The 13,563-nt window shown below is 46.7% G+C and carries 11 protein-coding genes and 1 rRNA gene; 2 read left to right on the plus strand and 10 right to left on the minus strand.

What is annotated here, in order from left to right; genetic code table 11:
• Positions 1-306: ribosomal RNA gene (locus FB479_RS04760) — 16S ribosomal RNA — on the minus strand; the annotation flags it as partial.
• 202 nt (positions 307-508) lie between these two features.
• On the opposite strand from FB479_RS04760, the gene FB479_RS04765 reads away from it, so the two are divergent.
• Positions 509-1,189 carry an endonuclease/exonuclease/phosphatase family protein gene (locus FB479_RS04765; protein ID WP_106654023.1) on the plus strand — a complete coding sequence of 227 codons (681 nt, stop codon included), beginning with the start codon at positions 509-511 and terminating at the stop codon, positions 1,187-1,189.
• Here FB479_RS04765 and FB479_RS04770 read toward each other — a convergent pair.
• The 5 genes from FB479_RS04770 to FB479_RS04790 form a co-directional block, all read right to left on the minus strand.
• The gene (locus tag FB479_RS04770) at positions 1,143-2,627 is read right to left on the minus strand and encodes an alkaline phosphatase family protein (protein WP_164724492.1); all 1,485 of its coding nucleotides are present in this window, start codon (positions 2,625-2,627) and stop codon (positions 1,143-1,145) included. The two genes, FB479_RS04765 and FB479_RS04770, sit on opposite strands and share 47 nt — an antisense overlap.
• A gap of 124 nt (positions 2,628-2,751) precedes the next feature.
• Complete coding sequence (locus tag FB479_RS04775) at positions 2,752-4,248, minus strand: S41 family peptidase (RefSeq protein ID WP_142062967.1); 1,497 nt, start codon at positions 4,246-4,248, stop codon at positions 2,752-2,754.
• Positions 4,245-6,245, minus strand: coding sequence for an S-layer homology domain-containing protein (locus tag FB479_RS04780; protein ID WP_142062970.1), 2,001 nt, complete (start codon positions 6,243-6,245; stop codon positions 4,245-4,247). Before FB479_RS04780 ends, FB479_RS04775 begins: the two co-directional genes overlap by 4 nt.
• 56 nt (positions 6,246-6,301) lie before the next feature.
• Complete coding sequence (locus FB479_RS04785; protein WP_142062972.1) at positions 6,302-7,417, minus strand: Nif3-like dinuclear metal center hexameric protein; 1,116 nt, start codon at positions 7,415-7,417, stop codon at positions 6,302-6,304.
• Positions 7,393-8,127: a tRNA (adenine(22)-N(1))-methyltransferase gene (locus FB479_RS04790; RefSeq protein WP_142062975.1), complete on the minus strand. Its 735-nt coding sequence runs from the start codon at positions 8,125-8,127 to the stop codon at positions 7,393-7,395. Before FB479_RS04790 ends, FB479_RS04785 begins: the two co-directional genes overlap by 25 nt.
• Before the next feature lie 383 nt (positions 8,128-8,510).
• On the opposite strand from FB479_RS04790, the gene FB479_RS04795 reads away from it, so the two are divergent.
• Positions 8,511-9,797 carry a S8 family peptidase gene (locus FB479_RS04795; protein WP_106654017.1) on the plus strand — a complete coding sequence of 429 codons (1,287 nt, stop codon included), beginning with the start codon at positions 8,511-8,513 and terminating at the stop codon, positions 9,795-9,797.
• An 82-nt stretch (positions 9,798-9,879) separates the two neighbouring features.
• On the opposite strand, the gene FB479_RS04800 is transcribed toward FB479_RS04795, so the two are convergent.
• The 4 genes from FB479_RS04800 to rpoD form a co-directional block, all read right to left on the minus strand.
• Positions 9,880-11,019 (minus strand): acyl-CoA dehydrogenase family protein, encoded by a 1,140-nt coding sequence (locus FB479_RS04800; protein ID WP_142062978.1) that lies wholly within the window; start codon positions 11,017-11,019, stop codon positions 9,880-9,882.
• A 139-nt stretch (positions 11,020-11,158) separates the two neighbouring features.
• Entirely contained in the window at positions 11,159-11,323 is a 165-nt protein-coding gene (locus FB479_RS30390) for a hypothetical protein (protein WP_164724493.1), read from the minus strand.
• A gap of 75 nt (positions 11,324-11,398) precedes the next feature.
• Positions 11,399-12,313 carry a hypothetical protein gene (locus FB479_RS04805; RefSeq protein WP_142062981.1) on the minus strand — a complete coding sequence of 305 codons (915 nt, stop codon included), beginning with the start codon at positions 12,311-12,313 and terminating at the stop codon, positions 11,399-11,401.
• 93 nt (positions 12,314-12,406) lie between these two features.
• A complete protein-coding gene (rpoD, locus tag FB479_RS04810) occupies positions 12,407-13,537 on the minus strand; it encodes an RNA polymerase sigma factor RpoD (RefSeq protein WP_047072497.1) in 1,131 nt (376 codons plus the stop codon).
• Between the last annotated feature and the right edge of the window lie 26 nt (positions 13,538-13,563).

Genomic DNA, 13,563 nt, shown 5'->3' on the forward strand with positions numbered 1-13,563 from the left:
GGCCGGTCACCCTCTCAGGTCGGCTACGCATCGTCGCCTTGGTAGGCCGTTACCCCACCAACTAGCTAATGCGCCGCAGGCCCATCTCCCAGTGACAGCCGAAGCCGCCTTTTCTTTTCGGATCATGCGATCCAAAAACCTATCCGGTATTAGCATAAGTTTCCCTATGTTATCCCAGTCTGAGAGGCAGGTTGCCTACGTGTTACTCACCCGTCCGCCGCTAGCCTCCGAAGAGACTCGCTCGACTTGCATGTATTAGGCACGCCGCCAGCGTTCGTCCTGAGCCAGGATCAAACTCTCCAATAAAGTTTGAAGATGAATCTGACTTCAAGTAAAACACAAGCTTATTTCACAGATTAATTCTATTCCGGTTTTCAAGGAGCATTTTATTCCATTCGCCCCTCAAGTAGAGGCGACGTTTTCTAATATAGCATAGACTAAAACCTAATGCAATAGGGAAAACTAAATAAGTTTAAAAAAGACGTCAAAACAAAGGAAGTGAACGAGAATGCGTGTAGTCAGCTACAACATTCATAGCGGCCGTGACCTCTGGTGGCGAAAACGCCTGAACGAAATGACTCTGACTTTAAAGGACTTGCAACCAGACATCATCGGTCTTCAGGAAGTCCATCAAAACGGGAAGTATGGGTATCAAGCGAGCTACATCGCTGATCAATTACAGTATCACTTGGCCTTCTCCCCTTCAATCGCGATAGGAGACGGATATTACGGCAATGCACTACTATCGAAGTACGCGCTTGAAAATGTCGACACCATCGTTTTGCCAGCCAGAAAAGAGCAGCGAACCTTTCTACATGCATCCTTCCAAGGATACGGCCGTACGATTACGCTTTGCGTTACACACTGCAGCTTAAATCAAGTAAGCAGACTGGCTCAGCTACAGCTCATGTCGACATTGATACAGCAACACGCAAAAGACCCATTACTCCTAATGGGGGATTTCAACGCGAGTAATGTGTCTTTTACTCCACACCTTATGGACTGCGCTCTTGTCGCAGGTCAGAAAAAAAGACCAACGCTTCCTGCCTTCCGCCGACGTATAGACTATATTTTTGCTTCTCATCACTGGAATATTGAGCACTACGAGCTGCTACCTGTCAATTGGTCCGATCATGTCCCGGTCATTGCAGATTTGAGGCTGACGGAATCCCCAGCTCACGGAGAATAAAGTTTTTGACATCTACCAGTCTTGCTGGGAGTGGAAACATCTTCGAAGCACCTGCAATCACTAACGGAATCAGCGAATCTTGCTTATGCAGTGATCCGTGACTTCCTCCACCTAAATGCGTGGGAGCACATTCCGATAAAAATTCATAGCCCTTGGCAGCCGTAACGACTACCACCTCAGCTGTTTGCGAGAACAACGCCCCATATAGTCGAGAAAAAGCATCCGGGTACGTATCAAAAGAAAGACACTCTCCATCATATTGCACATCCAGCACGGAAACATCACCTTCAACGGACCATGTAGAACCGTACGCATCTTGATACTCCCCGTTTCGCCAAAAACACATTTCCTGTTGTGTTCCGCCCCGACGCACCTTTACCTTCTCGCCCTCTTTCCAAGCAATCAAATCAATTCTTTCTTCCACACTAACCGCTTCTATAATAGAAAGTTGATCCGTTCCATTCACTGGATACAGAAAGGTCATACGCTCATTATTGCAAATGACCACTTCCACTTCTGGTGTTACGTTGGTACCAAGCGCATGGATCGAAAAATTCGCAAGGAGATGATCCAGCGAAATATTGTGGTCTTCACTTTCTCCGATGACGGTTTGTCCATGATCGCTAATCAAAATGCATATGTTTCTCTCCAGCATTTGCTCCCATGATGCGAAGCTATCCAACAAACGAGCCAACTGCTTGTCCACATCTGCCAAGTGCTGTACGGCATCCTCCGGGTGATTGTGGAGCTTATGATCATTCTCCGGAAGATAGACCAACGTAAAATGTGGCTGCTGGCCGCTGCGTATCACTTCAATCATAACATCGATTGCATACGTATCATTAATTCCGTATCCTTCCAGAGCAGATTGGGAGAAATCCCACGGGATAGTACGAAATAACGCCGGGCGTACCAGCGTCCCCATACTCATGATCGTTGGACCACTCACCTTTTCTCGCAGGGAAAAAGATGTGATTGCATCAAGCAAACGCGGCATTTTCACCTTATGCTGCTTATGTCCGCGATGAGCAATGACATTGATGGAACCGGATACGAGATTGTTTTCTTCCAGTACCTCATGAATGGTTTTGACATCCTTGCTCAGATGACGTTCATTCAAATCAAAAAGGACGTTTCCACCACAGCTCGAAATGCCTATTTTTTGGATAGAGGCGGCCCCATTAATATAATTCACCATCTTTTTCTGCTCTGCATCATACCAAACTAACCCCGGTACTTTGTGTTGGTCGGGGTAAACTCCCGTTATGAGGGAGCAATCTATCGAAGCCGTCATCGTAGGAAAAACGGTGACACAATCTGGTATATACTGGCTATGCTCCATGAAAAACCGAAGCGCCGGAGCTTTATTGGCAGCAATGCATCGCTCCAGAACATCAGGCATCATGGAGTCGATCAGGAAAAGTATGACCTTTTTCATCCGGCTGCCACCTTTCTCGTCGTAGTAGTTATAGTCGCACCTGATAGTGTTCGATTTTCCAGTACCGAGTATACGCCAGAAAAAGAAAAAGCCCCTGCTCGCTAAAAGCGACAGGGGACCATACTCACGAAGTAAATGTGAGGGTGTTGACATCATTTTTCGTTTGCAGTTTTAGTGCAGGGTACTTCTTCAAATACGGATCAAGTAACACATAATCTTTTTCGCCAATGGAGGTATCACCCAGCAAATGCGAAAGGACAGCAGCTCGGACTTGCAGCCCTTGAGGCGTTTGTTTAAAGAGAGGATCCACTGTCGGGAAAGGAATTCCATTGATGACTGTGTCGCCTTCTGCGTCACTTAGTTCCCACGTATTGACCTTCAAGGAATCGAGAGCTTCTACCACTTGTGCTCCATAATCCTCCACAACCATATCCGGTTGAAGCCCTACGTGATTCACCACGGTATGCTTAGGTGTAAAATATTCATTCAGTGTAAGCTTGAGTGCGTCACCGTCTGACAACGGAATAACTTGTTGGGCACTCCCTTTTCCAAAAGTTTTGGTTCCAACAAGTTTGGCGATGCCATGATCACGCAAGGCACCTGACAACAGTTCAGATGCCGAAGCTGTTCCGCCGTTTACCAAAATTCGCACAGGAATGCCGATATCTTGTCCATTTCTTACCCACGTCTCTACCTCTACCCCATTGCGATTCGTGGTGTACATGAGCAAGCCTTCTTCCATAAAGAGGCTCGCGATGTCACGCGCTGTGGACAAGTATCCCCCACCATTATCCCGCAGGTCTAACACCAATCCGGACAACGGTTTTTGCACACGGGAAAGTTCTGCGAGCTTATCCCTTACCTGGATGGCTCCTTCCGATCCGAATGTCTCCAGACTGATATAGCCAATCGCGCCTTTCGTAAACATCTGTCCTTCCGCTTCCGGCAAGGTCATGGAAGCACGCTTCAGCTTCACCTGATGCTCCCGTTTGTCGGATGGACGATACACAGTAAGAACGGCTTCGGTCCCTTCGTTGCCCTTCAAATAAGCATACGCTTCTTCAAAAGTCTTTCCGACCAACGAGGTCTCATTGACTTTGATCAATTGATCGCCTCGTTGCAAGGAAGATGCTGCTGCTGGAGAATTCGGAACGATTTCACGGATGATAATATGATCATTTTGCAGTCGCAGACGAAAGCCGAATCCAACGAATTGATTTTCAACGTCAGATTGGAACAGACGCAATTCATCTTGGGTAAAAAATACGCTGTGCGGGTCATTGAGCGTGGAGAGCATTCCATCAATCGCCCATGTGTTCATCGTCGGCGTATCAAACCCGCCTTTCTTCTGCCATTCTGCAAGCCTCAATTCCAACTCGTCCCAGGTGTCATCTTCTTCTGAAACTTCGAACTGAAGCTGTTTTTTCGATTTGGCCTGCTCACTGACCACCTCTAGAGCCCCTTTTACCAATTGTTTGGCTGCCGGCTTGCTCAAGTGGCTCTCCATGACGTGCAGGAACACTTCTTCTGTTTCCTCGTAAGGATACTCTGCCGCTTGCACGGGAAGAACAGTTGTGAGTAGCAGGGCAGTTGCTACTGCCCATTGACTAATTCGCTTCATGGTGCCACCCCTTTTCGAACATCATCAGGTATCGAGAATGCAACATTGCTTGTAAAGTCGTAATTGTCGGTACCCGAATAGGCTACATACCCGTCGCCCTCATAAATTTCTTCATAACGCCATGTATGTTTAACAATTTGGTCGCTGGCCCGATCAATATAATACTTGTTCATGAACAACGGAACGTCTTTCACTTTTCCTTGTCCGAGCGTAGCTTTCTTTGAGTTCTCTACCAGCATAGAGCCCGGAATCCACTCCGTAATGACATCGTACTTCCCGTACGATTGCTTGTAGTAGCGAGCATGAAGTTCCTTGGCACGATCGGCTACCTTGACAGCACCAACCCACTCGTGCAAAAAGTCAATTTTGTCCGTTCTATTCTTGTCCCATGTCTGCCGATCCGTATCGTACGAGTACTGCGTGTTTGTTTTCCCATCTGTATAGGAGAGCAGCATGTCTGATATTAGTTTTTGCGGAGATTGATAAAAGCCGGATATTCTGCTTATTTGCTTTTCCTTGTTAATATCCTGCGTGTAGGAGAACGTCAATCCACTCAACACCGCTTCACCCTTCACTTGGTAGGTGTCGGCATTGTCCAACTGGCGCAAAGAGTATCCCAAATCAGAAATAATAGCTGGCTGATCTTTTAAAGATGCAAACTCTTGACGCAACATTTTGTGCAGCTGATTCATTCTGCTGTCTGACGCTTTCGGTTTCATCGCAGCAAGAACCTCTTCTGCTTCCTGCATACGTCCTTCCTGCAAATAATAATAGGAAGTATTCAACAATGCCTCCGGGCTCCTGTCAGCAAATCGCTGGTATCGTGCCAGCGCCAGGTCTACCTGACCACTCCGGATCTCCAGTGCCCCCAAATACACGGCGAGCGATTCCCATTCTTTGGAATCTTGTTTCACTTTTTGTTCATAAGCACTGAGTCGGTCGAGCACTTTTTTGTATTGGCTTTGATCCTTGTTCCCTAGCTGCAAGGAAATATCATACACATTGGCACTCAATAGCCCGAGTGTGTCCGGGAGAATGATTTTGTCTTCGAAGTAAGCGTCGATAGCAAGAAAAGCTTCGTCCAGATTGGTTTCAATCGGTGTTTCAGGATTCCAGCTCAATAAATAGTGAACACCGACTTGATTGGGGAAAGAGGAATCCGCCAGTTTGCGCAACTGTTCAAATGTCTCTTCACTATCATTTCTACTGCGAATAGCGGCAGCCGCATCTACATAAATCTGTTCTTCTGTTGTTTTGAGATCTGTATAGGTTGCGAATAACGGCAATACCTCATCGATATCCGGGACCATCGGGAACTTTTTCCCGTCGTAATCCAACAGAGGCATGATTCCATCCTGAAGGAAATAATTTACCATGCGATCAGCTGCGACTGCAGCATCTCCCCGTTTCACCCGATCCGTTTTTTCTCCCTCTAGCCATCCCCAGGAACGCACTTCTTCCCAAGCATTTTTACTATCTGGAGACATCGTGAACATTTGCAATATCTTGGCAGCTTCTTCGTTGGTGATCGGCTGGTTCGGCTTCATCATCTCACCAGGAAAAATGTACTGAATCGCATTTGGACCGTACAGTCTATCCAAGATCGTGGAGATGCGGAGCGTTGGTTTGTACATCCACGTCAGGCGATCAACATCTTTATAGGGCAAATACGGTTCCTGAAAACCTTCTGCTCGTGCCCACTCCGAATGCTCGGATAAGAAAGTAAGCGGATAGATATGATACTGCCCACCGTAATAAAGCCGATCGATCATGACGAGAAATTCTGCACGCGTCATGTCACGATTTGGGTAAAACTTCGGAACATTTGGACCAGCCTCAAACAAACCGAGCTGCACACCTTGAATAATTGCGCTTCTCGCCCAATGCTTGCTGATGTCATTGTATGGCAATAAGCCCCCAGCCGCTGATACGACGCCGGGGGTGAGTAAGCTTAACGTCAATAATCCACAAGAAATCGTCCGGATTAGTTTTTGCACATAAAATCCTCCTACACTTCATCTGGCAGGCAACATAAGGATGGTCCTGCTACGTCTTAAACAAACTGGAACGGATCTGTGTGCACGCGCGAAGGAATAACCTCTGTTTCGTAGCCATTTGCCTTCAATTGTTCAAGCAAAATGGTCGCCAGCTTTTCCTTCATGATTTTTTCGATATTGTGACCAGCATCTACGATCGACAAGCCTTCTGCCTGAGCATCGTGTGCAGTGTGATAGCCAATGTCTCCTGTCAAATACACATCTGCGCCTTTAAAAATGGCTTTGGAAACAAAAGAGCTGCCGTCTCCACCTACTACTGCTACTTTTTTGACTGTGGCATCCAAGTCACCAACTACGCGAAGACCATGGAGGGAAAAACGCTCTTTTACGAGCAAAGCAAACTCACGCAGCGTAAGTGGTGCGGGCAGAGTACCGATTCGCCCAATTCCGTATGCAGTACCGGACTGCTCCAAAGGAATAATGTCATAGGCGACTTCTTCGTACGGATGGGCAGCAAGCATTGCTTTGATCACAGCCGATTGTTTGGACGCGGGAACAATCATCTCGATGCGAACTTCCTCTGCTTTTTCCAGTTGGCCTGTCGAACCGATATAGGGATTCGTCCCTTCCCCTGGCAAAAAGGTTCCGGTGCCCTCCGTCTGAAAAGAACAGTGGCTATAGTTGCCTACGTGCCCTGCACCCGCTTCAGCAAGTGCGGAAAACACGGCTTCCTTATGGGTAGCGGGTACGAATACGACGAGCTTCTTCCAAGCCTCTCGGGAAAGAACATCCAGTACATCTACGTCAGTGAGTCCAACCGCTTCAGCGAGCCAGTCGTTCATTCCGCCATATGCAACATCCAGATTGGTATGAGCTGTGTATACCGCAATATCGTGCTTGATCAGCTTTTCGAAAACGCGTCCTGCGGCGAGATCCGTCCGGAGGTGCTTGAGTGGTCGATAAATGACGGCATGGTGAGCCACAATCAGGTCAACACCCTCTGCAATGGCTTCATCCACCACAGATTCCAGCACGTCTAATGCGACCATCACTTTTTTCACCTTTTTTTGCAAGGTGCCTACATGAAGGCCAATTTTGTCGCCTTCCATCGCCAACGATTTTGGTGCCAGACGTTCTACATATTGAATTACTGTTTGTCCGTGCGCAAGCATGCGATCACCTCATCGATCCATTTTACTTCTGCTTCGATTTCTTTAATTCGTTCTGCTGCTTCCGGCTTGTCCGAACGTTTTAATTGAACGATGACCTTTTGCCATTTTTCTTGCTCATGCAGCCACTTCTCTTGTAAAGCCTCTGATTTTTCTCCCCAAAGAAACGGACCAATGCGCAGGAGCTCTTCCTGTGTACGATCTTTGCCCTCATAAGGCAAGGTAGGATTGCCTCGTTCTGCGACAAGAATCTCATAGATCACGCCGTCCTCTTGCAAGATGGACTCCGCAATTAACTGCCAACCATTTTCTATCATCCACAGGCGAACCGCTTCTTCCCCTACGTTTGGTTGCAGAATCAGGCGTTGCACGCCTTCCAGTTTGTCTTTTCCTGCTTCCAAAATGGAAACGATCAATTGTCCACCCATCCCAGCAATGCAGATTACATCTGCTTCGCCAGGATGTAATACCGCGAGCCCGTTTCCTTTACGCACCGAAGCGCGATCTTTTACCTGCAATGTATGTATTTGTTTTTGTGCCGCTTGAAAAGGCCCTTCGTTCAATTCGCCTGCGATCACGAAAGACGCAATTCCTTTTACAAGCAAATAAGAAGCCAACAACGCATGATCCGACCCGATGTCGGCGACGCGGGCTCCTTCTGGACAATAGCGGGCAATCGTTTGTAGCCGCTTGGATATTGATACTGATGTCATCTGTATATTCACCTTCCGTTGCCTCTATTCTACCCTATTTGGCAGCAATTGCGAAATGCTAATTCCCTAACAGATGATCAGCAAAGAACGACAAAATCTTCGCTGTTACCCACAACAAGGACAATGCAGCCAATAGGAACTCTTGGGTGGTAGTCGGGAGGCTTGCAGGTGGCCGTTACGTTGGATGTGATGTTCGGAATAACAAGCAAAGTTTTTAAATATGACGATATTTTGTGGTATTTTATGTAATTTTACTTAATTTTTACCAAATTGTGAACTTTATTTTAATAAATAAATATTTACAAATTTTTTACAGATATGTATATTAACGCCATGCACATCATGAACTACATAAACTAAATATCTTTAAGGAGGAGAACAGTATGAAAAAAAGAACCGGCAAGTGGTGGGGAATGGCATTACTCTCTTCGGCGCTAGTAATGAGTGTCTTCACAGGTGTGGGGGCAGCCAGTAATGATTCAACCAGTGAATTCAGTGAATTGGGTACTGCACGGGTATTAATTCAGTCAGATTCGGATGTGAGAACTGGTAATTTTGCTGAACCACTGGAAGTACGCCATGATTTTGGTGAAGAGGGCTTTACCCTTGATGTAAATAGTGATCAACTTAACCAACTGAAAAGCGATCCCAATGTAAAAATTACAGTGTTGAAAAAATTAAAGATCGCTGAGTATATAGAAGAAGACCAGGCAAGCGATCCAGAGTTCTCTCCTTCGGCAGTCGTTCCGTGGGGAATTAAAGCAATCTATAAGAACCAATCCCTCTCCGCTACGACTGGAGGTGCTGATGTTCGTGTTGCAGTCCTGGATACTGGCGTGTACACGCAGCACCCAGACCTAACCGCTAACGCAGAGCAGTGCAACGATTTCACGCAAGCTTCTCCTGTTGTTACCGGTGCTTGCAATGATGCGCATGGTCATGGAACACACGTCGCTGGAACTGTTCTCGCTGACGGCGGGGGTGGCGCAGGTATTTATGGTGTAGCACCAGATGCAAAGCTATGGGCATATAAAGTATTGGATGACTCAGGCTCCGGCTATGAGGATGACATTGCCTATGCCATTCGTTACGCTGCTGACCAGTCCGCTCAATTAGGCGTGAAAGCAATCGTTTCTATGTCCCTTGGCTCAAGCGGTAAGAGTACCCTTATGGAAAGTGCCATCACTTATGCAAACCAAAAAGGTGTATTAGTCGTCGCTGCGGCTGGTAACTCTGGACCGACAGTGAATAGCATTGGCTACCCTGGAGCATTAGTGAATACAGTAGCCGTAGCAGCGTTGGAGAATGTTCAACAAAACGGAACCTACCGTGTGGCTGACTTCTCTTCTCGTGGCAGGAGCGGTCAAGCGGGAGACTACGTAATTCAAGAGCGCGATGTGGAAGTATCAGCACCAGGACGCGCTATTCAGTCTACATGGAACAACGGAGGCTATAATTCCATCAGCGGAACCTCCATGGCAACACCGCACGTTTCAGGTTTGGCTGCAAAAATCTGGGCATCCAATCCATCTTGGAGCTATCAAGATGTTCGCGTAGAATTGCAAAAACGTGCGAGAGGAAATGACATCAAAGGTGGCTCAAACGCTGCTGTAGGTGACGATATCGCTAGTGGCTTTGGATTCCCAACTGTTCAACCTGGCGATCAATAAAAAAAAATAAGAAACAAAAAAAGAGCCATGGCTGTCAGTTTTCGCTGGCAGTCATGCTCTTTCGTTATCAAACATGGAAAGGCTAGCACCCGATTTCTCTTGCGATGACATTACGTAAAATCTCTGAAGTCCCCTCGCCGATCTCTAACAGCCGGGCATCGCGGAAAAATCGTTCCACCTGATACTCCCGCATATAACCATAGCCACCATGAATCTGAATAGCCTGGTGAGTAGCAGACATGGCAATCTCCGAAGCATACAATTTTGCCATTGCCGCTTCTTTCGTAAATTTGCGTCCATGATCCTTCAGCCACGCTGCTTTATACACCATCGTTCTCGCCAGCTCTATTTGCATCGCCATATCCGCCAGCTTGTGCTGGATCGCTTGAAAATGGCTCAAGGAATTACCAAAAGCTGTTCGCTGCTTGGAGTATTGCAGTGCCTTATCGTAGGCAGCCTGTGCAATTCCTACTGCCATAGCTCCGATCCCGATTCGCCCACCATCAAGTGTAATGAGGAACTGCTTGAAGCCTTCGCCCCGCTTCCCAAGGACGTTTTCTTCTGGCACCCGGACGTTTTCAAGAACGAGCTCGGTCGTATTGGAGCTATGCAAGCCGAGCTTTTCATAGTTCGCCAGCACTTGAAAACCAGGTGAATCTGTCGGAACGATAAAAGCAGTGATACCTCGTGAGCCCTGCTCTTTGTCAGTCACAGCTGTCAAGGCAAGAAACGAAGCATAGGAGGCGTTTGTAATGAAGCATTTGGAGCCGTTAATCGTCCACTCCCCGTCAGCCAAGACCGCATTCGTCCTCGTGCCACCTGCGTCAGACCCTGCATTCGGTTCCGTCAAGCCAAACGCACCAAAGCTTTCGCCGGAACAGATTTTGCTTAAATAGTTCAGCTTTTGCTCTTCTGTCCCAAACAAAGCCAGTGGAGCGCCACCTAACGAGATATGAGCCGAATACGTGATTCCTGTAGAACCGCATGCACGACTAAGCTCTTCTACAACAATCGCAAAACTCGTGGAATCAGCTCCCGCACCCCCGTATTTCTCAGAGAAGGGAAGACCCATCAAGTTCAGCTCGCTCATCTGCTTGAATATTTCGACAGGAAATTGTTTGGTTTGATCGCGTTCATCTGCTCCTGGAGCCACTACCTCATCAGCAAATTCGCATATCATTTTTTTCAACATTTGTTGTTCTGAAGTCAAATCGAAGTTCACAATCGCTGCCCCCTTGAAAACGCTTTAGTAAAGAACTATCAAGAAACACACAATTTTGACTGAGCGTTTGTTCAGAATACTCTTACCATTATACACCACGATTTTGGATTCATGTGGTAATTTCTCAAAAAAAACACGCCTATGATCGGCGTGCTCCTAATAAAATCGCTCCCAAAAAAGATACAGCGGCTGCTATGAATCCGATGCTGTATGTATTTACACCCATAAGCTTGGCTACTGTTTCTCCACCCAGAAAAATAGCCGCCAGTAAAATACCGATTAATACTTTCCACTTGTTGTTCATTTATTCACCCCGTTTGCTCTCTTCTGAAATTGTAACAGATAAGCAGCGAGAGGAAAACGAGAAGTAGGCAGAGTCCTACAGCCTCAACCACGCATACCAATATCCACGCGTGAAGAAGAACAAAGTTGACGCGATGAACACCTTAATGAACAACAGCAATTGAATCATATCCCGCTTCGCTGCGGGAATATACAGAGCCTGTATCTCTGCACCAAAGAAAAAGGCAAGTCCACATACAGCAAATACTCCCGCCCATTTCGTATTGGCCTTATTCATCAAGAAGCCCATACCTGTAAGTAAGCACGCAAGCGGTACCCAGTACAACTCCGATGTCCACCATGTATAGTCCATCCCTACCCGATGAACGGTCGTAATGCCATACAAGATGGCCAACCCCAGTAACCCTGCATAGAGCAAATAAGCATAGCCGAAAATAATTGCGCTAATGCACAGTAGCATGCAAACGAAGCCTAAATAAAACAGGATAAACGGCAAGCTACCATCCAATTTTTGGATACAATAAACGCCTCCCGCGATCAAGATCACAAAAGATAAACCCAGGAATAAATGCGTCAATGGCGGGGCTGATCTTCGATAAACGAGTCCCAGAATATAGAAAACCAGAGCAAAACAGGCAAAGATGGTAATTTGCATTGGGGTTTGAAAACGGTTAAAATGAAAAGCAAGTAAGATCAAACCAGCAATGACAAAGGCACCAAGGAGCCATGCCACTACCATTTTCCCCGTTACTGGAGAGACAGTTCTAGGTGCATATGTATTTGTGACAGATGATGTTGAATTGACTTTTCCTGACAGCACACCCGGTGCCGTTCCCATACGCTCATTCCCGCCTGCGGACGCCGGTGTATTTGGCCGATCCCCTTCTGTATACAGATTTAACAAGAAGATGCAGTAATGTTCAGGCAGTAAATGGTTGCGCCGCCAGTTTTCTATTTCGGCGATGATCGTGCGCTTGCGCTGGTCTTCCAACGCGGCCCCTCCTAACTACGACAAAAAGTGTTTACTTTCATGAATAAGAAAAGCCTACGTCGGCTAACGTAGGCCACATACTTCTTATATCGGTTATTCCAAGAAATCTTTTAAGCGTTTACTTCTACTCGGATGACGCAATTTGCGAAGAGCTTTTGCTTCGATCTGACGAATCCGTTCACGGGTTACACCAAACACTTTGCCTACTTCTTCTAACGTCCGTGTACGTCCGTCATCCAATCCAAAACGCAGACGCAGTACATTTTCTTCCCGGTCTGTTAATGTATCCAAAACGTCTTCCAACTGTTCTTTCAAAAGTTCATAGGCAGCTGCATCAGATGGCTCCAATGCATCCTGATCCTCAATGAAATCACCTAAGTGGGAATCGTCTTCTTCCCCAATTGGAGTCTCCAGGGATACTGGTTCTTGAGCAATCTTCATGATTTCCCGAACTTTTTCCGGAGTGAGATCCATTTTTTCAGCGATTTCTTCTGGCATAGGTTCACGACCTAGCTCTTGCAGAAGCTGACGGGAAACGCGGATTAATTTATTGATCGTTTCCACCATATGAACCGGAATCCGGATCGTTCTAGCCTGGTCTGCAATGGCACGGGTAATCGCTTGGCGAATCCACCAGGTTGCATACGTACTGAACTTGTAGCCCTTGCGATAGTCAAACTTTTCCACCGCTTTAATCAGACCCATGTTCCCTTCTTGAATCAAGTCGAGGAATAGCATGCCACGTCCTACATAACGCTTCGCAATCGATACAACCAATCGCAAGTTCGCCTCAGCCAGACGTCTTTTGGCTTCCTCATCACCTTGTTCAATTCGCTGCGCCAGTTTAATCTCCTCTTCTGCGGAGAGCAGAGGAACTCGACCAATTTCCTTCAGATACATCCGTACAGGGTCATTGATCTTGATTCCAGGCGGAACGGAGAGATCGTCAAAATCGAATTCTTCGTTGTCCTCGTCCTTGATGATCATTTGATCGACTTCATCGTCGTCATCTTCATTCTCATTGTTGTTAATCTCAATTCCTTGATCACCAAGATATTCAAAAAACTCATCCATTTGATCAGAATCCTGCTCAAAACCTGCCAGGCGATCCGTAATTTCCTTATACGACAAAACGCCGCGTTTCTTGCCTAATTCGACCAACTGTTCCTTCACTTGTTCGATGGACATTGCTTCCATGTCGGAAGTGATATTTTGCTTGTTCATCTACTTTCCCTCCTTCCCCGGGAATG

Origin of the sequence: Brevibacillus sp. AG162 (assembly GCF_006715575.1) — a bacterium.
Classification (GTDB): domain Bacteria; phylum Bacillota; class Bacilli; order Brevibacillales; family Brevibacillaceae; genus Brevibacillus; species Brevibacillus brevis.